The 25120-nt window shown below is 59.4% G+C and carries 20 protein-coding genes; 4 read left to right on the forward strand and 16 right to left on the reverse strand.

Annotated elements, in window-relative coordinates; genetic code table 11:
* Positions 1-2: 2 nt before the first annotated feature.
* From gspK to gspE, 7 genes are all read right to left on the reverse strand, one after another.
* Entirely contained in the window at positions 3-968 is a 966-nt protein-coding gene (gene gspK, locus BMX80_RS14575; RefSeq protein WP_074869884.1) for a type II secretion system minor pseudopilin GspK, read from the reverse strand.
* Positions 965-1684 carry a type II secretion system minor pseudopilin GspJ gene (gene gspJ / locus BMX80_RS14580; protein ID WP_074869885.1) on the reverse strand — a complete coding sequence of 240 codons (720 nt, stop codon included), beginning with the start codon at positions 1682-1684 and terminating at the stop codon, positions 965-967. The genes gspK and gspJ overlap by 4 nt, the downstream gene beginning before the upstream one ends.
* Complete coding sequence (gspI, locus tag BMX80_RS14585) at positions 1681-2064, reverse strand: type II secretion system minor pseudopilin GspI (RefSeq protein ID WP_074869887.1); 384 nt, start codon at positions 2062-2064, stop codon at positions 1681-1683. Before gspI ends, gspJ begins: the two co-directional genes overlap by 4 nt.
* A complete protein-coding gene (gspH, locus tag BMX80_RS14590) occupies positions 2061-2585 on the reverse strand; it encodes a type II secretion system minor pseudopilin GspH (protein WP_074869890.1) in 525 nt (174 codons plus the stop codon). Before gspH ends, gspI begins: the two co-directional genes overlap by 4 nt.
* A gap of 6 nt (positions 2586-2591) precedes the next feature.
* Positions 2592-3017, reverse strand: coding sequence for a type II secretion system major pseudopilin GspG (gene gspG / locus BMX80_RS17860; protein ID WP_071870472.1), 426 nt, complete (start codon positions 3015-3017; stop codon positions 2592-2594).
* A gap of 3 nt (positions 3018-3020) precedes the next feature.
* A complete protein-coding gene (gene xcpS / locus BMX80_RS14600) occupies positions 3021-4235 on the reverse strand; it encodes a GspF family T2SS innner membrane protein variant XcpS (RefSeq protein WP_074869893.1) in 1215 nt (404 codons plus the stop codon).
* A 70-nt stretch (positions 4236-4305) separates the two neighbouring features.
* Positions 4306-5805 (reverse strand): type II secretion system ATPase GspE, encoded by a 1500-nt coding sequence (gspE, locus tag BMX80_RS14605; protein ID WP_074869895.1) that lies wholly within the window; start codon positions 5803-5805, stop codon positions 4306-4308.
* A gap of 221 nt (positions 5806-6026) precedes the next feature.
* Between gspE and BMX80_RS14610 the strand changes: the two genes are divergently transcribed.
* From BMX80_RS14610 to BMX80_RS14625, 4 genes are read left to right on the forward strand one after another with little or no spacing between them, the layout of a single operon-like run.
* Complete coding sequence (locus tag BMX80_RS14610) at positions 6027-6659, forward strand: type II secretion system protein N (protein WP_071870475.1); 633 nt, start codon at positions 6027-6029, stop codon at positions 6657-6659.
* Positions 6656-8989, forward strand: coding sequence for a type II secretion system secretin GspD (gspD, locus tag BMX80_RS14615; RefSeq protein WP_083394337.1), 2334 nt, complete (start codon positions 6656-6658; stop codon positions 8987-8989). The genes BMX80_RS14610 and gspD overlap by 4 nt, the downstream gene beginning before the upstream one ends.
* Positions 8990-9004: 15 nt before the next feature.
* Positions 9005-9418 carry an MAPEG family protein gene (locus BMX80_RS14620; protein ID WP_074869896.1) on the forward strand — a complete coding sequence of 138 codons (414 nt, stop codon included), beginning with the start codon at positions 9005-9007 and terminating at the stop codon, positions 9416-9418.
* A gap of 56 nt (positions 9419-9474) precedes the next feature.
* The gene (locus BMX80_RS14625; RefSeq protein WP_074869899.1) at positions 9475-12378 is read left to right on the forward strand and encodes an HD domain-containing phosphohydrolase; all 2904 of its coding nucleotides are present in this window, start codon (positions 9475-9477) and stop codon (positions 12376-12378) included.
* A gap of 86 nt (positions 12379-12464) precedes the next feature.
* Here the strand turns inward: BMX80_RS14625 and BMX80_RS14630 are convergent, their stop codons facing one another.
* The 9 genes from BMX80_RS14630 to BMX80_RS14670 form a co-directional block, all read right to left on the reverse strand.
* Positions 12465-15209 carry a peroxidase family protein gene (locus tag BMX80_RS14630; protein WP_074869901.1) on the reverse strand — a complete coding sequence of 915 codons (2745 nt, stop codon included), beginning with the start codon at positions 15207-15209 and terminating at the stop codon, positions 12465-12467.
* A gap of 114 nt (positions 15210-15323) precedes the next feature.
* Entirely contained in the window at positions 15324-17957 is a 2634-nt protein-coding gene (locus tag BMX80_RS14635) for a LuxR C-terminal-related transcriptional regulator (protein WP_083394338.1), read from the reverse strand.
* A 176-nt stretch (positions 17958-18133) separates the two neighbouring features.
* Positions 18134-19345: an O-succinylhomoserine sulfhydrylase gene (locus BMX80_RS14640; protein WP_074869906.1), complete on the reverse strand. Its 1212-nt coding sequence runs from the start codon at positions 19343-19345 to the stop codon at positions 18134-18136.
* Positions 19346-19354: 9 nt separating this feature from the next.
* Complete coding sequence (gene purF, locus BMX80_RS14645; RefSeq protein ID WP_071870482.1) at positions 19355-20863, reverse strand: amidophosphoribosyltransferase; 1509 nt, start codon at positions 20861-20863, stop codon at positions 19355-19357.
* An 82-nt stretch (positions 20864-20945) separates the two neighbouring features.
* On the reverse strand, positions 20946-21464 hold the full coding sequence (locus tag BMX80_RS14650) for a CvpA family protein (RefSeq protein WP_071870483.1): 519 nt from the start codon (positions 21462-21464) through the stop codon (positions 20946-20948).
* Between the two features lie 88 nt (positions 21465-21552).
* Positions 21553-22134 carry an SPOR domain-containing protein gene (locus BMX80_RS14655; RefSeq protein WP_074869907.1) on the reverse strand — a complete coding sequence of 194 codons (582 nt, stop codon included), beginning with the start codon at positions 22132-22134 and terminating at the stop codon, positions 21553-21555.
* A 3-nt stretch (positions 22135-22137) separates the two neighbouring features.
* Positions 22138-23451 (reverse strand): bifunctional tetrahydrofolate synthase/dihydrofolate synthase, encoded by a 1314-nt coding sequence (gene folC / locus BMX80_RS14660; RefSeq protein WP_074869908.1) that lies wholly within the window; start codon positions 23449-23451, stop codon positions 22138-22140.
* On the reverse strand, positions 23451-24320 hold the full coding sequence (gene accD / locus BMX80_RS14665; RefSeq protein ID WP_071870486.1) for an acetyl-CoA carboxylase, carboxyltransferase subunit beta: 870 nt from the start codon (positions 24318-24320) through the stop codon (positions 23451-23453). Before accD ends, folC begins: the two co-directional genes overlap by 1 nt.
* A 168-nt stretch (positions 24321-24488) precedes the next feature.
* Positions 24489-25106 (reverse strand): phosphoribosylanthranilate isomerase, encoded by a 618-nt coding sequence (locus BMX80_RS14670; RefSeq protein WP_139214159.1) that lies wholly within the window; start codon positions 25104-25106, stop codon positions 24489-24491.
* Between the last annotated feature and the right edge of the window lie 14 nt (positions 25107-25120).

Here is a 25120-nt window from a genome sequence, read left to right on the forward strand (position 1 = left end):
CTTTACTCCTTGGTTGGCCGCGCTTCAGGCAGCGGCCAGCTCTGCGCGAAATCCCGCGCTAATACATACACTTTGCCCTGCGCGTCGCGCTGTAACAGCGACTGCAACACGCGTTCGCCATCGCCTAAGCGCACACGGCTGCTTACACGAAAAAACTGACTACCAACACTTAAGCCTTGCGCCTGCACCCCCATGCCCGCCAACGCCGACTGGCTTAAAAAACCCGCCACATCGGGATAGCCCTGCGCACCGCGTGCCGCCACTAACGCTTTAGCGCTATCAACACTTAACGGCTCGGCCAGCGTGCTTAATAGCAATGCGCTGGCGGTATTGATATTCAATGCAGCATCGGCCGGCAAAGCCGCCACCCAAGGCTTTAGCTTGCGCCAATCGAGTTCGGTCATGCCCAACAGCAGGCGTAACTCGCTGGCATCGCTGAGCAAGCGATTAGCCGCCCGATACGGCGGCTGCTCCAACAAATACGCGCCGTCTTCGGCACCGTTTTCGCCGCTGACTTCTTGATCGGCATCCAGCCAATCGACCAAACGCTGTGCATACGGGGCCTGTATCTCTAAGCGGCGCAATAAGCGCTCGAAGCGCGCCAAGGCGATGCTGTCGACTTGCTTGTCGCGCACTAGGCTATTGAGGTTAAAACGCCCGGCCAGGTCTTCAATATGCACGCTGATCGTACCGCCATCGACCGGATAATCCGGCAGCGGTTTGGCCCACGCTTCTTGTAGGTGATCGAGCGGCTGATTGGCATTTCCTGCTTTGGCATCGCGCTGCAAGATGGCTTGTGCCAAGCGCTCGCCACCCAAGGCGTAATGCATGGCTTGGCGCTGGGTAAGCGGCACGCCGACGGCGCGAATGGTGAGTTGCTGACGGCTGATCATCGCCGCGCACACCACAGTCACCAGTGCCACAATCAGCAGCACGGTAATCAGCGCGACACCCGCCTGACGCTTCATGGCTGCGCCCCTTGGCCGTTCGCCGGGTTTTGCCCAGCCCCGTTATCGCCGCCATTGCTATTGCCACCCGCTTGGCCGGGCAAGGTCGGCGGCGTGCCATCGGGCAAGCGCCATTGGCGCACTAGCTCACCATAATGCGGGTGCTCAAAGGTAAAACGCAGGGCTTTGGGCAACGATGGCACGCTCTGACTGGGATCACTGCCGCTGCGCACATCATTAACCGGCCATTGGCTGTGCCACTGATTTTGCTCATCCAGCACCTCGATCTGCGCGCTGCGAAGCTCGCTGAGTACGCGCTGCACTTGCGGTAACGAGTCCTGCGCTTGGTCGAGTACTTGCCAGTACTGGCGGCTTAGCTCGCCCGTTTGGAATTGCCAGCGTACGCGCTGCAAATCACTACGGCGGCGCCCCAGCGGGTTACTCCAGCCGGCACGTGTCCACTCCAGCTGCACCCGGCCATCGCCCGATTGCAGTACCAAGGCCGGCAACTCGTCGCCATAGGCGGCACGCACCGGACGGGCGCGCAGTTGCAGTAAGTCACGCTCGAACACTTCCAGCGCACGCACTAACTCGCGCAAGCGCTGCTCTTGCGCTTTGATGCGCTGATCGCTGGTCAGCACGGTGTCCATCATGCGGTAGGTCGCCAGCCCCACGAGGGCAAAAATGCTGATGGCGATCATCACCTCAAGCAGCGTAAAGCCCGCACTACGCCTCACGAGCCTGCCCCAATAAAGCCGATCAGGCTTTGCACGGCGCGCTCTTCAATCGGTTCGCTGCCGCCCTTGTTGGGCTTAGCCGCCACCCACACAGTCACGCGCAGCATGCCCGGCTCGCTGGTGGTTTCGATCAGCTCTAGGCGCTGCCAGCGGCGCCCGGCGTAATCCAATTCGGTTTGCTCTCGCCCTGGCTGCACATTAGGCGTCCACGCCAGTTCTTGCAGACGGTTATCGGCTAACCAACTGGCTAAGGTCTTATCTTCTAAACGAATCGCGTTACTCACACTGCGCCCGCTGGCGACCAAGATCACCGCCGCCACGGTGGCAAACACCGCCAAAGCCACCAGCACTTCGAGCAAGGTAAAGCCGCGCGATTTCACTTCAGCAGCTCCAACTCGGCGAGGTTGAAGCCATCACCGCTAATCAACCAGCGCGACTCTTTGCTGGCGGTCAGGGTTAAGCGAAACGGGCTAAATTCGCCGCTGGAGAGAAACAACAGCTGTGGCGCGTTGGCGCTGGTTGCGGTGCTGCTTGCTTGTTCATCGTCATCCGTTGGCGCGGCGAGCTGCCACGGCTGGCCTTCTAGTTCCAAGCTAAAGCGCAGCGGCTCGGGCAGTTGCAAGGCCGGTAGCTGGGGCATGGCTTGCCATTCTTGCTGGCTGGCTTGCCATTGCCAAAGGCTTAGCCGCTGCGCCTCGACCCGCACCCCGTAATCGCGCCCGGCCAACAGCGCTTCATCGAGTAGCAGCTGCAATAACTGCTGACTGCGCTGCGCTTCTTGCGCGTAGCGGCGCTCCGGGCTGATCAAGCCGCTGGAAAAGCTCACCAAGCTCACCAGCGTGCCGATGATGACCAGCACCACCAGCAGCTCGATCAGGGTGAAGCCGCGTGCCGCGCGCATGGCGGTTTAGATGTCCCAGCTGCCGATGTCGGCGTTCAGGTCGCTGCCGCCTTCTTTGCCGTCGGCGCCTTGCGAGTACAGGTCAAACGCGCCTTTGCTGCCCGGCTGCAGGTACAGGTACGGGTTGCCCCAGGGGTCGACGGGCAGCTTTTTCAGGTAACCGTCTTTGTTCCAGTTTTTCGCCGCTGGGTTGCCGGAAGGCTTAGTCACCAGCGCTTCAAGGCCCTGCTGGGTGCTTGGGTAGCTGTGGTTATCCAGCTTGTACATATCCAGCGCGGCGGCGATGGCTTTGATGTCGTTCTTGGCCACGGTGACTTTGGCCTGATCGGGGCGGCTCATTACTTGCGGCACCACCAGCGCGGCGAGAATACCCAAGATGACCACCACGACCATGATTTCAATCAGCGTAAAACCGCCTTGTTTGCGTTGCATGCGTTACCCCACCAGTTGGTTAAGCGACAGAATCGGTAAAAGAATCGCGAGCACGATGACCAGCACCACCGCGCCCATAAATACCAGCATAAAAGGCTCGAAGAGACCGACCATCAGGGCGATTTGCGCCGATAGATCGTTCTCTTGCGTGCGCGCGGCACGGCCGAGCATGTTGTCCAACTCGCCGGAGCGTTCGCCGCTGGCGAGCATGTGTAAGAGCATCGGCGGGAAGTCGTCAGTAGCCTCCAGCGCGCGAGTCAGGCTCGAGCCTTCACGGACTTTCTGCGCCGCTTGCTCGACGCGCCCGCGAATCGCCATGTTGCCGATCACCGCGGCGGCAATGCCCAAGCCATCCACCAACGGCACGCCGCTGCGGCTCAGAATCGCCAAGGTAGAGGCAAAGCGTGCGGTGTGCGCGGCGCGTGACAGGCGCCCAATCAGCGGCAAGCGCAATAAAAACTCATCCCAACGCAGGCGCAGCGCCGGGGTCTTGAGCAGTTGTTTTAGGCCCAGCACACCTGCAATGGCGAGTAGCACCACCAGCCAGCCCCAGCCTTTAACAAAGTCACTGGCGGCGATCAGCCCTTGGGTCAGCCCCGGCAATGCTTGCCCGGTGTTAACGAATACCTTGACCACATCCGGCACCACATAGCCGAGCAAAAAGCCGACGATGGACAGCGAGGCGATCATCAAAATCACCGGATACATCAGCGCCAGCTGAATTTTCTGCCGCGACTGATAGCGCTGCTCGGTGTAGTCGGCCAGCTGCTCTAGCACTAAGCCCAAATGCCCAGAATGCTCACCGGCGGCCACGGTGGCGCGGTACAAATCGGGAAAGGCGCTGGGGAATTCTTTCAAGCTCGCCGCCAAGCTGTGGCCTTCCAACACGCGGCCACGTACCGCCAGCAGCATGCTTTTGACTTTGCCGGTGGTGGATTGCGCGGCGGCGGCGCGCAGGGCTTCTTCAATCGGTAGCGCAGCCTGCACCAGCGTGGCCAGCTGGCGGGTCAGCAGAGCCAAATCACGCGCCGACAGGCCACGGCTAAAGCCCAAGCGCGGGCTACCGGGTTGCGACTTGCTGCGCGCGGGTTGTACCTCCAGCGGCGAGAGTTTTTGCTCGCGCAGCTGCTGGCGCGCCTGACGGGCGCTGTCGGCCTCCAGCACGCCCTTGCGCTGACGGCCCGCGCTGTCGAGGGCGATGTATTCAAAGGCAGCCATGGTTTAGCGGTTCACTCCGGGCGATTCCTTAGCGCAAATAGTGATAACAGAAAGGCAACCCTGCGGGCGCTTACTCCTCACGGGTAACGCGCAGCACTTCTTCGAGGGTGGTGACGCCGGCCAATACATTGCGCCGGCCATCTTCGCGGATGCTCGGGCCCAAGGTGCGGGCGTGGCGCAGCATGTCTTGCTCGCTGGCGTTGGCATGGATCTGCGTGCGCAGGGTGTCGTCAAACACCACCAGCTCGTAGATGCCGGTTCGGCCGCGATAGCCCAATTGGCGGCAGTCATCGCAACCGCAGGCGCGGTAAAGGGTTGGCGGGTTGCTGGCTGGTACGTTGAGTACCGCGCACTCGGCTTCATCGGCCTGATAAGCCTGCTTGCAGCTGGGGCACAGTACGCGCACCAAGCGCTGGGCGAGCACGCCGAGCAACGATGACGACAGCAAGAACGGCTCCACGCCCATATCCACCAAGCGCGTGACTGCACCGATGGCGCTGTTAGTGTGCAGGGTCGAGAGCACTAAGTGGCCGGTCAGCGAGGCCTGCACGGCGATTTCAGCGGTTTCTTTATCGCGAATCTCACCGACCATCACCACGTCCGGGTCTTGGCGCAGAATGGCGCGTAGGCCACGGGCAAAGGTCATGTCCACCTTGCTGTTGACCTGCGTTTGGCCGATGCCTTCGAGGTGGTATTCGATCGGGTCTTCGACGGTGAGAATGTTGCGCGAGCGGTCGTTCAAGGTGACCAAGCTGGCGTACAAGGTGGTGGTTTTCCCCGAGCCGGTGGGGCCGGTGACCAGAATAATGCCGTGCGGCTTGGCGAGGATGTCTTGCATCAGCGCGCGGTCGCGGGCGCTCATGCCCAAGTGCGGCAGGCTCAGGCGCCCGGCTTGTTTATCCAGCAGACGCAGCACCACGCGTTCGCCGTGGTTGGACGGCAGGGTAGACACACGGATATCCACCTCGCGCCCGGCCAAACGCAGCGAGATACGACCATCCTGCGGTACGCGCTTCTCGGCGATATCCAAGCGCGCCATCACCTTAATACGTGAGACCAGTAAGGTGGCCAGCTCGCGGCGTGGCTGCAGTACCTCACGCAGAATGCCGTCGATGCGAAAGCGCACCACTAAGCGTTTCTCGAAGGTTTCGATATGGATATCCGAGGCGTTGTCTTTAATCGCCTCGCTCAGGATGGCGTTGATCAGGCGAATGATCGGCGCGTCGTCTTCCTGCTCCAGCAGGTCTTCGGTTTCTTGCACTTGCTCAGCGAGGCTGGCCAAGTCGAGGTCAGCGCCTAGGCCTTCGGCCACTTGCATGGCGCCGGAGGAATCCTGTTGATACAAAGCGCCGAGCGCTTCGTTAAAAGCCGCTTCTTCGAGGGGCTGCCACGGTAACGCTTGGCCAACCAAACGCTGGACTTCCGCCAATACGCTTAAGCCCACCCCTGGCTTGTGACAAATCTGTAATTGCCCATCACTGGTGCGCAATAACACGCCGTGACGGCGCGCAAAGGCATACGGTAAACGGGTGGCCACAAGGCCTGCGCTGGCTGAGGCGATTGCATTCATAGGCAAGGTGTTCTTTCTGGGCGTTTTGACGCCGCTTATTGTCATGGCAATGACTGCCGCTTACCGCGCACTAGAGCATATTTGGCCAATGCTGACCACCACTCAATTGTGCGGTATCCCGCTGTAGCGCAATGCGGCAGTCTTGTTATGATGCGGGACTGCCCATGAAGGCAACCTATAAAAATAATCAAGGCCTACGCCTAATTCGATGGAGTGAAACCTTGACGCCTGCGCGCCTCACCCGGCTCAAGTCGCTTGCCCCCACCCTCGCCTGTTTGGCGTTGGTGGTATTGATGAGTTTGTCGCTGACCTGGCAAGCCCTGCAATTGCTGCGTGACCTACGTAGCCCCGTTAGCGCCCCCACCTTGCTCGAAAGCCGCCAAGGCACCAGCAGCGCAGGCCAAGTGCCCGTGCATGAACTGTTTGGCGCCGCGCCGGTGGCGAACATTCCCACGCCCGAGACCAACCTACAGCTGACCTTAGAAGCCAGCTTTGTGCACCCCGACAGCCGCCGCAGTGCCGCGATCATCCGCGATCAAAATAACAAAGCGCAGCGCTATGTAATTGATCAAGAGATTGCCAGCGGCGTGACCTTGCTCGAGGTACACGCCGACCACGTGGTGCTGGGCCGTGGCCTAGCCCGGGAAAGCTTGTATTACCCCACTAAGCGACCTAGCGGCATCAGCAGCTACCAAAGCGCGTCCGTCTATGAACAAGCCGACGTCACGCCCGACTTAGAACAGCTGCAAGACGAAAACTATCAATTGCTGCGCGAACGCATGGAAAGCTTGCGCCAAGAAATGAGCGCCGCCGGCATTACCGAAACCTCCACCGAGACCGAATCCAGCCCATGACTTTGCCCTCTTCTCGCCCGCTGCTGTCATCCCTCGCACTGGCCATTAGTCTGACGGTCGCAGCCGGTACGGCCGCGCCCGTGTTCGCCGCTAGCACCGCCGGCATTCATAGTCAGGGCCAAGCCAGCGGCGAAGAACGCTGGACCATCACCATGAAAGACGCCGACATTCGCGAGTTTGTCGAGCAAGTGGCCAGCATTACCGGCGAGACCTTTGTCGTCGACCCGCGGGTGAAAGGCCAAGTATCGGTGATTTCCTCAACGCCGCTGAGTTTGAGCGAGGTGTATCAGCTGTTCTTGTCGGTGATGAACACCCACGGCTTTACCGTGATCACCCAAGACGAACAGTCGCGCATCGTGCCCAGCAGCGAAGCCAAAGCCGAGGGCAATTTTGGTCGCGCCGCGCCAGACAACTTAGAAACCCGGCTGATTCAGGTGCAGCACAACGCCGCTGCCGAACTGATCCCCATTATTCGCCCGCTAGTACCGCAATACGGCCACTTGGCCGCCGTGGTATCGGCCAACGCCATCATCATCAGCGACCGCCGCGCCAACATTGCGCGCATTGAGCAGCTGATTCGCGAGGTGGATCAAAGCAACGCCCGCGATTACAGCGTGATCACCCTGCAACATGCTTGGGTGATGGATGCCGCCGAAGTACTGAATAACTCGCTCAATCGCGGCCAAGCCAAAGGCACCAGCAACGTGCAGGTGATTGCTGACAGCCGCACTAACCGCTTGATTCTGCTCGGCCCCGATCAGGCCCGCGCCAAACTCGCGGCGCTGGCCCGCTCGCTGGATACCCCCAGCGCACGCTCGGCCAACACCCGAGTGATTCGCCTGCGCCATAACGATGCCAAAGCACTGGCCGAAACCTTGGGCGATATCACCGAACAACTGAAGCAGGGCTCCAGCGAAGGCTCCAACCAGCAGAAACTGCTGGTGCGCGCCGATGAAAGCCTCAATGCCTTGATCATTTTGGCCGAGCCCGACTTAGTCGCCACCATCGAAGATATCGTGCGTCAGCTCGACGTACCGCGCGCGCAGGTACTGGTCGAGGCAGCGATTGTTGAAGTCGCTGGCGACATTACCGACGCCCTCGGCGTGCAGTGGGCCATCGATGCCCGTGGCGGCACGGGCGGCGCTGCCGGGGTTAACTTCGCCAACACCGGCATCTCGGTCGGCACGGTGATTTCAGCGATTGCCAACGACAAGATTCCCGACAACCTAAGCCTGCCCGATGGCGCGATTGTCGGCATTGGCAGCGACAACTTTGGCGCGCTAATCACTGCGCTATCGGCCAATAGCAAGAGCAACCTGCTCTCCACCCCCAGCCTGCTGACGCTGGACAACCAAAAGGCGGAGATTCTGGTCGGCCAAAACGTGCCCTTCCAGACCGGCTCGTACACCACCGATGCGGCGGGTTCCAGCAACCCGTTCACCACCATCGAGCGTAAAGATATCGGCGTAAACCTTAAGGTCACCCCACACTTGAACGAAGGCCGCACCCTGCGTTTGGAAGTGGAGCAAGAGATCTCCTCGATTGCACCGACCACCACCTTAAGCTCGCAAGCGGTGGATTTGGTCACCAACAAGCGCTCGATCAAGACCACCATTTTGGCTGAAGACGGCCAAGTGATCGTGCTCGGCGGTTTGATTCAAGATGACGTGGTCACCTCAGACTCGAAAGTGCCGCTGCTGGGCGACATTCCGATTATTGGCCGCCTGTTCCGCTCCACCCGCGACCAGCATGTGAAGCGCAATCTGATGGTCTTCCTACGCCCGAGCTTAGTGCGCGATGGTGCCGGGCTTGCCGCGCTGTCGGATAAAAAGTACCGCGACATTCAGATCATCAACCAAGGCAACAGCGAGCGCGCGCCGAATATTCTGCCCAGCCAACCGCAGCAGCTGTTCGACGGGCGCAATAACGTACCGAGTATCGACCTGCGCCAGCCCAGCCAAGCGCCGCAAAGCCAGCACACCCCCGCTGCACAACCGCAAGCCGTGCCAACCCCCGAGCCGGTTTACGCCGGCCACGGACAAGGTGGCGACAGCCTCGCCAATAGCCGCGACGACAGCGAAAGCAGCCACGAAATCGACAGCACGCGCTACAGCATCGCCTTAGTGGAAGGCCGTGGCGAAGCCTATATGCAAGCGCTGATCAAACAGCACCCGACGCAGCCGCTGCACCTCAAGCGCAGCCAACGTAATGGGCAGGACTGGTTTACCGTGCTCTACGGCGACTACCCGCAGGCCGAGCTGGCCGAACTGGCCAAGCGCGACCTGCCCGCCAACTTGCCCAATCAACGCAGCAAAGTGGTACCCATTTAAAGGGAGCTTATTGAAATGACGAATGCCGCCGTGTTGTTCGCCTTGCTCGCGCAAATCGCGCTGACCTTAAGTCTCTATCCGCTGCTGCTAAAACGTAAAAAAGCTGCGCGCGCGGCGGGTCTGGTGGATGAGCAACGCGCCCCCTTGGATGACGACGCTTGGCCCGACCCTGTGCGCCAAGTAAACAACTGCATCAGCAATCAGTTCGCCAGCCCCATGCTGTTTTACGTGCTGCTGCTCACGCTGTTTATTACCGCCAGCGTCAACCTGCTCACCCTCGTACTCGCGTGGGCTTACGTGGCCAGCCGCGCTGCACATGCTTGGGTGCATGTACACAGCAACTATGTGCCACTGCGGCGTAATCTGTTCGCTGGCGGGCTGGTGATGTTGATCATTCTGGCCGGGCAGTTACTCATCGCGCTGCTGTAAGCAAAGCGCCGGCAAGATTATCTATAGTGAAGGGCGAGCCTCAGGGAGCGCCCGCGATGCCTTCACGTCGGATACCGCTGTATATCCATATCGCTTACCTGTTTGTTGGCCTGCTGCTGGGCTATGCGCTGGTGAGTCAGGGCTATCAGTATTGGCAAACCCAACGCCTGTTAATGCAGGAGGCGCAAAGCCGCTATCAGCTGATTGCCAACCATGCTCAGGCCGCGCTGGATGCCCTGTATCGCCCCAGTCGAGCCGCCATTGACCTGCTGGCGCATACCCCGCTGGTACACGCCAACAGTCTTGAAGCACGTTTAAGCCATGTTGACGCCTTAGTCGCCGCGCTGCATGCCCAGCCACAGTTGTCGGCGGCCTATGTGGGCTGGAGCAACGGCGACTTTTTCCTGCTGCGCCCTTGGGCCGACAGCCCATTGATGCACAAGCTCTACCCCGAAGCGCCCCTGCACACCCGCTGGGTTGTGCAAAGTCGCCAACCGGCCCAGCAAGCCGGCGGCACGTTTCTTTATCTAGATGCCGAGCTAAAAGAACTCGCTCGCCACGAGCGAAGCAACTACCCATTCGACCCACGCAGCCGTCGCTGGTATCAGCAGGCGCAAGCGCGGGGTGGGCTGTACAGCAGTAATCCGTATCGATTTTTCACCTCCGATGAAGCCGGCATTACCTTGGCCTTAGCGCACCCCGAGGGGCATGCCGTGCTGGGGCTCGATACCACCCTGAGCAGCCTAGATGCGCTGCTCAGCAGCTACAAACCCACCCCCAGCTCGCAAGTGGCGGTGATCAATGCCACCGGCGAGATCGTCACCTGGAGTGAAAACCGCACGCTGCCAACGCAACCCGACTCCGGCCTGCCCTTGCTCAGCCAACTGAACAACGAGCCTCTGGTGCAAGCGCAACAGCTCATTGCTGACCAGCAGGCGATTAGCGTTAAGCATGGCCGCTGGCAGGCACAAGACTGGCAATTGGCGCGTGTCGCGCTGCTGGCCGATGCCGGCGATATGCCGCTGTATTTGCTTTTAGCCTCACCCCACGACGAGCTCTTGGCCGCCGCCAAAGTGCTGCGTCATGAATCCATGCTGATCAGCATGCTGCTGATCGTGCCGGGCATTGCCCTGGCGCTGCTGTTTGCGCGCTGGGCGGCCCGCCCCTTAAAAACCCTGACCCGTGAAGCGGAAAAAATCGAGCGTTTTAACTTCGACGAACCACTCACCGTGGACTCAAATATCGCCGAAGTGGCCGACCTAGCGCGCGCCATGGGCAAGATGAAAGCCACCATCCACCGCTTTCTTGATCTCTCGCTAGCGCTCTCAGCCGAGACCGATTTTCAGCGCTTGCTTGCCCAGCTGATCAAAGACATGCAGGAAGTCACCAACGCCGATGCCGCACTGATCTACCTGCAAGACAGCGCCGAAGCACCGTGGCAGCTGGCCTGCTTACGCCACCACGGGCAGATGTTGGCCACCGAGCACAGCGCACCGATTGCCTTGGATGCGCAACACCACCCGCTGCTGCAAGCGCTGCACTTTGCCAAGCCAGTGCGTTTAAGCGGCGCACAGGCCAGCCAACACTTTAGTGCGCTGCCCACACCAACCAACGACTTGTCCCTCTGGGCCTTGCCGCTACGCAATCGCAAAGGCGACACCTTAGGCATTTTGGCGCTGCTGGTGGATGAAGCACAGAACCCGCTATCACGCGAGCTAATGGCCTTTGCCCAGACGCTCTCGACCACCGCTGCCGTCGCCCTGAACACGCAACGGTTATTGGATGAACAAAAAGCCCTGCTGGAAGCCTTTATCCAGCTGCTCGCCGGCGCCATCGATGCGAAAAGCCCCTACACCGGCGGTCACTGTCAGCGCGTGCCGGAGCTGGCCAAAGCCCTCGCCCAAGCCGCTTGCGCAGAGCAAAACGGACCATTTAAAGACTTCAGCTTAAGCGCCGAGCAATGGGAAACCTTGCACATTGCCGCGTGGCTACATGACTGCGGCAAAGTCACCACACCGGAATACGTGGTGGATAAAGCCACCAAGCTAGAAACCCTCTACGACCGCATTCACGAAGTACGCATGCGTTTTGAAGTGCTTAAGCGCGACGCACATATCGCCTATTGGCAAGCGCGCGCCGAAGGCGAGCCTAACGATAGCGCGCAACTAAAAGCGCAGCTGCAAGAACAGCTCGCGCAACTGGATGACGACTTTGCCTTTGTCGCCCGCTGCAATGTGGGCGGCGAGTTTATGGCCGACAGCGATCTTGCCCGCCTTGAGCGCATTGCCGGGCAAACTTGGCTGCGCACCCTGTCTGACCGGCTCGGCATTGGCCATGAAGAGCTACAACGCAAACAAGCCCACCCAGAGCCACCACTACCGACCCTCGAGCCGTTACTGGCCGACAAGCCCGAACACAGCATCGAGCGCCGCGCGCAAGACGTGATCACAGCCAACAACCCGTGGGGCTTTAGCCTGCAAACCCCGGCGCTGCTGTATAACCGTGGCGAGCTGTACAACTTAAGCGTGCGGCGCGGCACGTTAAGCGAAGAAGAGCGCTTTAAGATCAACGAGCACATTATCCAAACCATCATCATGCTCGAGCGCCTGCCCTTCCCCCGCCACCTGCGTGAAGTGCCAGAGATTGCCGGCGGCCATCACGAAAAAATGGACGGCCAAGGCTACCCACGCGGCTTAACCCAAGCACAAATGAGCATTCCCGCACGGATGATGGCGATTGCCGATATTTTCGAAGCCCTCACCGCCATCGACCGCCCTTACAAAGCCGGCAAGCCGCTGTCGGTGGCTATGCGCATCATGGCCAAGATGCGCGACGAGCAGCATATCGACGCCGAACTGTTCGCCCTGTTTGTGCGCTCCGGCGTGTATCGCCGCTATGCCGAGCAGTACATGCCGGCAGCGCTGATCGATGCAGTGGATGAAGCGGCACTGCTCAGTTAGCGGGATAAAAAAAGCCGGCCACTAAGGCCGGCTAAAGCTCGCGGTTTGCACGCGCCCCTGCCGCCCATGCCGGCAGGGATATAGGTTTATTGGTCTTCCATGCGCTGGTGCTTGAAGAACACGCCGCTGTCGCCAAAGGCCGACAGGTTAAAGGCAGAACTCAAGCTCAACTCACCGACCTTCACCGCACTGTTGCGGCGCTGGCTGGCGTAACGATTGGTCAACGAGGGGAAGATCGAGGTTTTGATCGGCTCGGAGGTGGCGTACAGGTCATACACCACAGTGCCTGCTTGCAGCTGCAACAGGTCGGCACGGAAGTCGTGCGCCGCGCTGCTGAAACGGTTCTTCACTTCGGCACGCGGCACAAAGTAGATCTGTGTCGGCACTTTGGCTTGCGCTACGGCTTGGCCTTGTGCAGTCACTTCGGCCATATCTGCCAAGTTCAGCTGCGTGGGCTTGCTGCTCACCAGCGAGAACAGCGTGGTGGTGCCCAGTGTTTCGTTGGCTTCTACCTGCACGTACTGCGACAGCTCGTTGGCAAAGAAGTTGTAGTTACCGCCTTGGCCCGACAGGGTGTACAGCGCCGAGACGTTTTCTGACGGCTTGCCATCGACAAACGCCTTCCACGCCAAGCCCGGTGCAAAGCCACGATCAGCCGGGTCACCGGTGACCGACAAGCGCAGCAGGCCGTGCTCAGCGCCTTGGAACAAGCCGGTGTAAGGGTTGCCCGGCACGGCGGTGAACTTCACCTTAGCCAAGGCGCCATAGGGGTGAATCGGCTTGCTGTGGCCAACAGGCGCCACGTCGGTGCGCTCTTTGACTTTGGTCCACAACACCGAGCTGATCAGCCCACCGATATCCACTTTTTTCAGCGCCGGTACTTCATCGGCCTTGTACTGCGTGCGCAGGGCACCGTTAACCCACAGGTGCTCTTGCTTAGCGGCGGCCGGCCAAGTTTCGTAATCGGCCGGAATCTTCAGGCCCCACGGTTTAAAGGCGTTGTCGATACCAGTCAGGCTAGCCAGCAGTTGCGGATTGTGGCGCTTGATCACGTCCACCATGGTGGTGTGCTCTACCCAGTCGTAACCTTCTTGGGTGTAGATCGCTGGACGGTAGTCCGAGGTGAAGAAGCGGTCGGCCATCAAACGACGCGAGGCGTTCATGATGAAGATCTGGAAGGCGGTTTCGCCGAAGGCAAAGCCCTCAGGACGCACGGTTTCGGCCAGCATACCGACCAAGGTATCGATCTTCTCGATGTCGTTGCTGTACAGCTGCTTAAGCTTGTTCAGGGTTACCGTTTCGGTGGTCAGGTCTTCGAACTTGGTGATCGGCTTTAAGCCAATCTGACGGCGGAACTCGTTATAACGCGGCACGCCACGCTCACGGTCACGCAGTACGTCGATCATCGCCAAGTCGATCTGCCCTACCAGCGGAATCGACAAGTTACGCAGAAAGCCCGGGAAGTTGTTCAGCGTCAGCGAACCAGGGTGGGTGATACCGAAGGAGTACCACAGGCGCTCGCTGCCTTCACGCTGCAGCATGGCTTCCGCGTCGCTATCTAAGGTGTCTTGCAGGGCGACAACGTTCTTCGGCGTGTTACTGCCGATGTCGTACACCTGCACGTTGTCACGCATCAGCGGGTGCATGCGGTACACGGCGACAAACTCTTCGGTGAGAGTAAACGGCACACCGTAGTTGTTCGGCGCGGTGGAGCCCACAATACCGCCCAAGGCATGCGACAAGGCATTATTGCCGGCGCTATCGGCTGCGTTAGGGTCGAAACCGAGAATGGCCTTCACAAAGGAGTCTGACTTGGCCAAGTCTTCACGCAGCTTGCGCGCTTGGGCTTGGTAGTCATCACGCGGGCCACCTTGGCCGAGCAAACCCCACCAGTTGGCGTACATAGCACGCTCAGTCACTGGGTTGGCGATGATCGCCGGGGTCCATTCCACGGTGTGAATTTTCGCCATCAGCGCCGAGTTGATCAGACGCGCTTTGTCGTACAGCCACTGATCGCTCTTGCCGGGGTATTTCTGCGCCAGCATGTCGGCAATCGCGTTGTGCTCTTTGGTGAACATCTGGTGCAGCATCGACAGACCAATCCACCAGTTATTACTAAACCCGGTGACCGGCTTACCGGACAGCAGCTCGGTCGGCAGCATGCCGTTGGCGTTGATCTTTAAGCGCCCGCCTTCAAAGGAACGCACGCTGTCGCTGACGGCTTTGCTGCTGCCATACAGCTGCGAACCATCCCACCAGTGGGTGTTGTGGTTACGGAAGGTTTTGGGCTTGCCCGCATCGGCACCAGTACGGGTTGGGTCAGGCTGAGTGCGCTTGACGCTCAGCGAGCCAGAACCCAGCACATCGCCCGCCGGCAGCGGCACTTGAATCGGGTCGCCTTCGGCATTAGGGCCGTGGTCGAACCAGTCGTGGGTCATGAACTGAATCCACGCGGCGGCAATAAAGTTAACGCTGGTGGCCGGCTTGAATTCTTGCCGGGCCATCAGTTGGTTACTGACTTCGCGGGGGTTGGGGCTCAGCAAGGTGCTGGTTTCGCCCTGCCCGGCAGCTGGATCGACGTTACGGCCAAAGCGGCGGTACACCGAGCCCTCAGCGGGGTTACTGAGAATGTTACAGGTGCCGTCTTCGGTACGCGCCGTCAAACTGCGCTCGTCACACTGAATGTCAGCGTTGTACGGGCCGTAGTTTTCTAGGTCAAAGAGGTTGTTTTCGAACAGCTCTTGCCGCTCTACAGCCAGCACAATCAAGCCAGCCATCACGCCTAACGTGCCCAGTTTAGTGAGCGCAGGCCAGGTTACCCATGGCGTCATCACACGTTCTCCTACTCTTGTTGTTGTTCGGCCTGACCGAGGGCTCAGGCAGCGTCAAAGAGTAAGAAGCGACGCCACTAAACGCCCCCCTCTGCGGAGGGGGGGCACAGCGGATTAATTCACCCCACCGACATTCACCAGCAATTCTGTGCGGCTGCGCACACCTAACTTGGCGTAAATGTTTTTTAGATGCCACTTGGTGGTTGAAACGGCGATGCCCAGCTTGTCACTCAACTGCGCATTACTCAGGCCTTGTAGGGCGCCATCGACGATCTCGCGCTCTTTATCGGTTAACTCCGCCAACTGGCTCAGGCGTAACGGTGCAACGGTCTGACCGATAAACGTGGCGTAGTGCTGACGGTATTTATCCGGTACCGGCAATACGCCTTGCTGTACGGCCTGCTGCAGCAAGCGCGTGGCGCCGGGCGCCTCGTCCAACACCCCACGGCTAAAACAGGCGATGCCGTATTCGGCAATCAGGCTTTTCAGGGTTTGCGCCTGCTGGCTCTGGCTATCCTGCTCGGGGTTAAGGCACAGCAGGTTGATATGTACAGTGAGCCGCCGCACACGCATCTGACTGCCTTGTAACGCGTGCGCCAAGACTTTGAGTAAGCGCGCCGCTTGCGCATGCTGCGCCGTGCCGATGAGCCAATACACACAAGCCATGGCGCTGCGCTCCCAGCCTTCGCAATAAGGCCCTGCGCACTCCCACTCCCCTGCTGCCCAGCGTTGTGGCAACTGGAAGCGCCGGGCTACGCCTTCTAATACGCTGCTTGAGCCGCTGAGCAAGGCTTGGCGCAGCGCTTCTTGGGCCACGTGCCCGAACAGTCTCGGGTAGTGGCCCAATTCCACCGCACGGGTAAGGTTCTCAAGCAAACGGGCAGCCCGCTCGGGCAACGCGCGACAGTGCAGCACCCGCGACAAGGTCACGTACACCGTAACAATCGCCTCACTGGCCGATGAGGCGGTGATTTCCGTGATCAGCTCTTCACCCAAGGCTTGCGCCTCAGCCAGTTGGTTCTGCTCATAGAGCGTGACCAACATGGCGGTGGCGCGGTTTAACCACGCCGGGCTGGTGCGCGGACAAGCGCTGAAATCGGCATACACCTGATTACGCGCAGCCAGACTTTGCCCGGCGTGACGGCGACTGAGCACCACGATCAGGTCGGCGTAACTTTGCAGAAAGTGATGCCCGCTGTGCGCTAACAGCGCTTGTGCTTGGCTGGCATAGTCGATGGCGGCGCTTAACTCGCCGGCCATCATCTCGTGATAGGCCAACAGGGTTTGTGCTTGCGCACGCAGGGCCATCGGCACCTGCGCTGCCCGCAGGCCTTGCGCCACTTTGGGCAAGCTGCTCGCCGCATCATCACGAAAAGTACCCAATAACAGACGCAGCAAAAGCCAACCGGCACCGTCGTCGCCTTGCGCTAAGCCGTGCTGCTCGGCCAAATGCAAATAATGGTCGGCTTGGGTAAAACAGCGGCTCAGCACTAAAGCTTCCACCAATGCGCCCAACAAACTGGGCTGGGCCAGCAAGGTGGCAGTATCCAGCGCCATTAAATGCTTTAGCACCCGCGAGAAGTACCCCGCCTTTAACCACGCATCGCTAGTCTGCAGCAACATACGCCAATGTAAGGCGTGATCGCCGCTGGCTTGGGCATGCTGCAAAGCGCGTTCATCATCGTGGAAATCGGTCTGCCCATGCCGAGCCAGATGGCAAGCGGCGCGACGTTGCAGCGCGGGCAAGTTATCGGCCTGCTCTAACTGCACACGATGGAGCAGATAGTCCTGCAGCAAAGGATGGTAGCGATACCAACCATGCCGCTCTGCCAGCGGCTGAATGAATAAGTGCTGGGCGGCTAACTGTTCCAGCAGCACGCCGCTGTGACGACGCTGCAGCACGGCGTCGCACAGTGCGCCGTCGAAAGTTTCCAGCAACGCGGTGACGAGGAAAAAGTCGCGGCGTTCGGCCGACAACTGACGCAAAACCACATCGCCAAAATACTCGACAATTTGCGGCTGGCTGCCATTGAACTGCGCCAAGGCCGGCAAGCCAAAGCGCGCATGGCTGAGCAAAGCCACCTTCACCCCGGTTGCCCAACCTTGCGTCATCGCCTGTACCGCCTGCAACGCCGGCGGCTGCAAGACGGCCGCGCCTAAATAAGCGCCTAAGGCCTGTATTTCTGTGTCTGTGAAGGCAAAGTCCGCGCCTTGTAAGCAGGCGATACGTCCATCCAGCAGCCCACAGGCCGGCAACCAAGGCAAGGCCTGTCGACTGGCCAGCACCAGCTGCACGTTTGCCGAGGCAAGCTCTGCCAACACCCGCAGCACAGCCACTAAATAAGGGTCTTGCAGGCACTGCGCATCATCCAGCACTAAGCACACACCGCTGGGCAGGCGGTTTAGGTCTTCGAATAAAGCCAGCGCCAGTGTTACCGGGGCTTCATGCAGATCTGCCGCGAGCGGGTCGAACCACGTGCCCGTACTGTCGCCAAGTTGCTGGCGCAGCGCTGTGTGCAAGCGGCGAAAAAATCGCAGCGGCTGATCGTCATACGGGGTTAAAGCCAGTAGCACACGGGGCTTAGGCCAAGCCGTGGCCAGCCATTGTTGCAGCAGTGTGGTTTTACCGGCACCCGGCGGCGCCAGTAACAACAGCAGGGGCTTATCAGACACCGCGTGCATGCGCGCCAACAAGGCATGCCGACACACCCCTGCCTGCTCGGCCGCGGGCCGCAATGCAGTTCTCATCGTGCTTTCTCGCAAGCTTTTTTGTTGTTATTTACGGCCATGCTAATGGCCGAATCGCGCAGATGGCACTGTGCCCATCACACTTTTGGGTGATGCCCCGCAACGCACAACTTAAGTTGGCAAGAAAAAGCCCGACGCATCCAGCGATGGGTCGGGCTAAGTAACACGCAGGCTGATTAAAGCGCGGCTAAACCGCTGGCTAAATCCGCTTGCAGGTCGCGCACATCTTCAAGGCCTATGGCCAAGCGAATCAGGCCATCGCCAATACCGGCGGCGGCGCGCGCCTCTGGGCTTAAGCGACCATGGGTGGTGGTCGCCGGATGAGTAATAGTGCTCTTCGCATCGCCCAAGTTAGCGGTGATGGAGAAGATGCGTGTGGCATCAATAAAGCGCCAAGCGGCTTCTTTACCGCCGTCTACTTCAAAGCTCAGCACCGCACCAAAGCCACTCATTTGCGCTTTGGCCAGTTCATGCTGCGGGTGGCTTGGCAGGCCCGAGTAATACACGCGAGTAACACCCGGCTGCTCACTCAGCCATAGCGCCAAGCTATGCGCACTGGCGCAGTGAGCTTGCATACGCAAGCGTAAGGTTTCTAAACCCTTCAAGAATACCCATGCATTGAACGGGCTCATGGTCGGGCCGCAGGTGCGTAAAAAGCCCACCAGTTCTTTCATCTGCTCCGCTTGGCCGCACACGGCACCGCCCAAGCAGCGACCTTGGCCATCAATAAACTTAGTCGCCGAGTGAATCACGATATCGGCACCGAGCTTTAACGGCTGCTGCAAAATCGGCGTGCAGAAGCAGTTATCCACCACCAGCATGGCGCCTTTCGCGTGGGCCACTTCGGCCAGCGCCGGAATATCGGCCAGCTCAGACAGCGGATTCGACGGCGACTCAACAAACAGCATGCGTGTGTTGGGCTTCATCGCCGCACGCCAGGCATCCGCATCGGCCAGCGGTACGTAGTCAACTTCCAACCCAAAGGGCTTTAAGTACTTGTCGAACAAGCCAATGGTCGAGCCGAACACGCTTTGCGACACCAGCACATGATCGCCGCCTTTGCACAGGCTCATCATGGTGGCGAGAATCGCCGACATACCCGAGGCGGTGGCTACTGCCTGCTCAGCCCCTTCAAGCGCCGCCAGGCGTTCTTCAAAGGTGCGTACGGTGGGGTTGGTGTAGCGCGAATAGACGTTGCCGCTACGCTCACCACTAAACGTCGCCGCCGCTTCTGCCGCCGAGCCAAACACGTAGCTGGAGGTCAGGTACAGCGCTTCGTTGTGCTCCCCTTCGGGGCTACGACGCTGGCCACCGCGCACGGCAAAGGTGTCGGCATGCACGCCGTCGAGGTCGCTGTCCAGATAACCTGGCGTCCACTGCTCGCTCATGCTGACTCCTTAATCGTTGTGCAGGTCGATCACCGCCGAGGCAACCGGCGACATGCCTTTGGCGGCATCGTTACGCGCCGCTTCAATGCGCTGCAGGTACACATCGTTGACATCGCCGGTGATGTACTTGCCATCGAACACCGCGCAGTCGAACTGCTGCAGCTTCTTGCTCTTCTCGCCTACGGCGTCGATCAGGTCGTCCAGATCTTGGTAGATCAGGTGATCAGCACCAATCAACTGCGCCACTTCTTCAGTGCTGCGGCCATGAGCGATCAGCTCGTGCGCGCTGGGCATATCGATGCCATACACGTTGGGATAACGCACCGCCGGGGCTGCCGAGCAGAAGTAGACCTTCTTGGCACCGGCTTCGCGGGCCATCTGAATGATCTGCTTACACGTAGTGCCGCGCACGATGGAGTCATCCACCAGCATCACGTTCTTGCCACGGAATTCCAGATCGATCGCGTTAAGCTTCTGGCGTACCGACTTCTTGCGTTCTTTCTGCCCTGGCATGATGAAGGTACGCCCGATATAGCGGTTCTTCACAAAGCCTTCGCGGAACTTCACGCCCAAGTGGTGGGCCATTTCCAGCGCCGAAGTGCGGCTGGTGTCAGGAATCGGGATCACCACGTCGATATCATGCTCAGGCCACTCGCGCTGGATCTTTTCGGCGAGTTTCTGGCCCATGCGCATGCGCGCCTTGTACACCGACACGCCATCCATGATGGAGTCCGGACGCGCCAGATACACGTGCTCGAAAATGCACGGTGCGTAGCTGGGGTTCTCGGCGCACTGGCGGGTGAACAGGCGGCCATCTTCGGTGATAAACACTGCTTCGCCGGGTTCCAGATCGCGAATCAAGGTGAAGCCCAGCACGTCCAGAGCGACTGATTCAGAGGCGATCATGTACTCCACGCCGCCTTCATCGGTGTGACGCTGACCGAACACGATCGGGCGAATGCCATGCGGGTCACGGAAGCCGACAATGCCGTAGCCGGTGATCATCGCCACCACGGCGTAACCGCCGATGCAGCGCTGATGCACGCCGCTGACGGCGGCAAACACGTCTTCTTCAGTCGGGCGCAACTTGCCGCGACTGGCCAGCTCGTGAGCGAATACGTTGAGCAGCACTTCGGAGTCCGAAGTGGTGTTGACGTGGCGCAGGTCAGATTCGTAAATCTCCCGCGACAGCTGCTCGACGTTGGTCAGGTTACCGTTGTGCGCCAAGGTGATGCCGTACGGCGAGTTAACGTAGAACGGCTGCGCCTCGGCAGAGCTGGAGCTACCCGCGGTGGGGTAACGCACATGGCCGATGCCCATGCGACCGGCCAAGCGCTGCATGTGGCGCTGCTGGAAGACGTCGCGCACCAGGCCGTTGTCCTTACGCAGGAACAAACGCCCTTCATGGCTGGTCACGATACCGGCGGCGTCCTGGCCACGGTGTTGCAGTACGGTAAGCGCGTCGTACAACGCCTGATTGACGTTGCTCTTGCCCACGATGCCGGCGATGCCACACATTGCCTATACCTCTTAACTTGGCGAAATCACGCAAAAGACGCTCGCGCGTCAGGAATTCTTGCTTGGCGCTAAGCGCTCTTCATTACGGCAAGGGCGATGGAACATTAGCCTGCGCCAACCATTGTGACGCTAGCTGCAACACCCAACCCTTCCACTGATCGGCCACGCGTAAAAAATGCGGGACCAAATTTGATTCTTGCCACCAGCTGTCTTGCTGCACCGGTGCAAGGCTGACTAAGCCCACCAGCACCACCACTAGCAAAGCGCCGCGTGCGGCACCGAAAACCATACCCAGCACTCTGTCGGTGCCCGACAAACCGGTGACGCGAATCAGCTCACCGATCAAAAAATTCACTAAACCGCCGAGCAACAAAGTCACCACAAACAGCGTAACGCAGGCGGCGATCACCTGCGCTGACGGCGTATCAATATAGGGAGCGAAATAATGCGCCAAGGCGCCGCCGAACATCCAAGCGACCACGCCGGCAAGAATCCAGGTGAGCAACGACAGCGCTTCTTTGACAAAGCCGCGCTTCAAGCTGATCAAGCTGGAGACAATGATGATGGCAACAATGGCCCAATCGACCCAGGTAAAGGTCACGTGACTACCCACAGGGTTTTACAGGCGGCGAATTCTAGCAAAGCTTGCGCGGCGGCTGAACCGCCGCACAGCACTTAGATGCAGACAATTACGGGGCAAAACGCACCACAAAACCGTTTAAACCACGCTGCTTTTGCAGTTGATCGCGCAGTTTGGCGGCTTCGGCTTTATCAATCACGGGGCCCACAAACACCCGCTGCATCTGCCCGTGAGTGCGTGAGTAACCGTTGTAGCCCTTGCTACGCAGGTCGGTGACCAGCGCATCGGCACTAGCTTTATTCGACAGGCTCGCCAATTGCACCGACCAACCATCACTTAAGCCATTGTTATCCAAAGGCGCGGCAGGGGCTTTTGGTGGTTCCGCAGGCTTAACCTCTGCGATGGGTTCTGGGGGGCTAACAGGCTCAGCAACCGGCATCGGCTCTGGCACTTCGTCCAGCACGGGCTGATCCGCGTATTCAGCTTGCGAGCCTTCCGCCGGGGGTAGCTCTTGCACTGGCTCTGGGGTCATATCAGGCAATACCGCTGGTTTGGGCATTGGCGGCACTTCGACACGCACCTCACGCACGTCGTCTTGGCGGGACAGCAGCATGGGTAGAAAAATCACCGCCAGCCCCAACAACACCACGGCGCCAACGATGCGCTGCTTTAACCCTTGTTCCAATGCCATGCCTTACTCCACTGCGATACCTTGCTGACGCAGCCAGAGTATCGCCTCTGTCACGGTATAAAAGGAACCCAGCAAAAGAATCTGATCGCCAGCCTGTGAAGCCTGCAACTGCGCCTGCAGCGCGTCGGCAACACACGGATAAGCCTGCGCAGGCAACGACTGAGCCGCAAGGCACTGGACTATCTCGCGACTTGGCCGTGCTCTTGGCGTGGGTAGATCGGCCACCACCCAGCTATCCACCAGCGGCTTAAGCGCCTCGACAACTCCGACTAAGTCTTTATCGGCTAACAAACCAAACACGGCCAGACGCCGCCCAGCACACGGCAAGCGTTGCAAACGCTCAGCCACAAACTGCATGGCATGCGGATTGTGGCCAACATCCAAAATCAAGCTGCGACCGGCATAAGCCCCCGCCAGCTCAATACGCTGCATACGCCCCATCACATGACTGGCGCTAAGCGCCTGGATTACCGCATCACGCTCAAGCGGATAACCCAACAGTGCGTAGGCCTGTAACGCTACCGCCGCGTTATCTTCTGGCAAGCTTAATAGCGGCAAATCATGCAGTTCGAGTAACTCACCCGACGCCGAGCGACCTTGCCAGTGCCAACAGAGCGTTTCGCCCTGCCCCGCCCACGCCAGATAAAACGCTTGATCGCGCACCAGCAACGGCGCGCCCAGCTCCGCTGCTTTGCTCAGCAACGGCTCTGGCGGCAGACGATCGCCGCACACCGCAGGCTTACCGGCGCGCATGATGCCGGCCTTCTCGAACGCTACGGATTCGCGGCTATTACCCAGATACTCAGCATGATCCAAGCCAATACTGGTGATCACCGCCACATCGGCATCGACGAGGTTTACGGCATCCAGTCGGCCGCCTAACCCGACCTCCAGCACAGCCACATCCAGCTGTGCCTCAGCAAACAACATGAACGCTGCCAGCGTGCCGAACTCAAAATAGGTCAGCGAAATCTCGCCACGCGCCGCTTCAATCTGGCTGAACGCCGCCACCAATTGCGCATCACTGGCCAACTGCCCAGCAATGCGCACGCGCTCGTTGTAACGCTCCAGATGCGGCGAGGTATAAACCCCAGCACGCAAGCCTTGAGCGCTCAACAACCCATTAAGAAAGGCACAGGTAGAACCTTTACCGTTAGTGCCGGTAACAGTGAGGACGTGCTTGGCCGGACGCGACAGCTGGAGGCGCTCTGCCACCTGCTGCAAACGCGCCAAACCCATGTCGATACTAGAAGGATGCAACTGCTCCAGATAACTCAGCCACTGCGCAAGGCTGCTGTGTGCATCAAGTTGAGCCATCAAGCTGCCGGTGCTTTTTGCTGAGTCATGATTGCCAGCAAGCTGGCCAAGCGGTCGCGCAACTCGCCACGCGGAATAATCATGTCGATCTGCCCGTGCTCCAGCAAAAACTCACTGCGCTGAAAGCCTTCCGGCAGCTTTTCACGCACGGTTTGCTCGATAACGCGCGGGCCGGCAAAGCCCACTAAAGTGCGCGGCTCAGCAACAATCACATCGCCGAGCATGGCCAAGCTGGCCGATACACCGCCGTAAACCGGGTCAGTTAATACCGAAATGTAGGGAATGCCTTCTTCGCGCAAGCGCGCCAACACGGCAGAGGTCTTGGCCATTTGCATCAGCGAAATCAGCGCTTCTTGCATGCGCGCGCCACCGGAGGCGGAGAAGCAAATAAACGGAATACGCTTTTCCAGCGCTACGTTAGCCGCCTGTACAAAGCGCTCGCCGACGATGGCGCCCATCGAGCCACCCAAAAAATTAAACTCAAAAGCACAAGCCGAAATCGGCATACCTTTGAGCGCGCCTTCCATCGCCACCAAGGCGTCTTTTTCGCCGGTGCCTTTCTGCGCGGCGGCCAAACGATCTTTGTACTTTTTCGTGTCACGGAATTTAAGCCGATCGACCGGCTCGAGCGCCGCGCCAATTTCTTCCCCGGTGCCCTCGTCCAAGAAAATTGCCAAACGCTGACGAGCACCGATACGCATGTGGTGCGAGCACTTAGGACAAACATCCAAATTGGCTTCAAGCTCTGGACGATAGAGCACAGCATCGCAAGACGGGCACTTATGCCACAGGCCTTCTGGCACCGAACTCTTCTGCGTTTCCGAACGCATAATCGAAGGAATCAGTTTATCGACCAGCCAGTTGCTCATGGTTTTCCTCTCTTCGGGCCAGCTTATGGGGCAGCGCCGCCATAACACTTGAATCGGTAACGAAGCATGGCTTCGCGCTTTATCCTTAAAGTGCCGGCTAACACTACGCAGCCAACACACAACTCGCTAACTGACGACTAACACAAGCACGCCGTCACACCCTAACGCTTAGGCGCCTAACACTTGCTGCATAAAGGCCTGCATTTTGCCGGTGTCTTTAATCCCTTTGCTGGCCTCGATGCCACCACTGACGTCCACCGCGAAGGGCCGTACTTGGCGAATCGCCTGCTGCACATTGGCGGCCGACAGCCCACCGGCCAGCACCAGAGGCTGTTTAAGCGTGGGGATTTGCTGCCAATCAAACGCCTGCCCTGTACCCCCGGGCACACCCTCCACATAGGCATCCAGCAAGATGGCGCTAGCATTAGCGTGCAAGGCCGCCTGCTCTGCCGCCTCATCAGCTGTGCGTACCCGCAGAGCTTTCATGTAGGGCTGATGGAAGCCCTGACAGTAAGCCGGCGTTTCGTCGCCGTGGAACTGCAGCAAGTCCAAGGACAGTAGCTCGGTGATTTCCAGCACTTCGCAGCGCGGCGCATCGACAAACAAGCCCACCCGCGCGACAAAAGGCGGCAGCTGGCGAATGATGTCGCGGGCCTTCACGGGCTCGATATAACGCGGGCTGGGTTTGTAAAACACAAAGCCCAACGCATCGGCACCTGCTTCGATGGCCGCCAAGGCATCCTCAAGACGGGTGATGCCACACATTTTGACGCGTGTTCTCTTCACGATCGTGCTCATTT

Source organism: Atopomonas hussainii, from assembly GCF_900109735.1.
Taxonomy (GTDB): Bacteria; Pseudomonadota; Gammaproteobacteria; order Pseudomonadales; family Pseudomonadaceae; genus Atopomonas; species Atopomonas hussainii.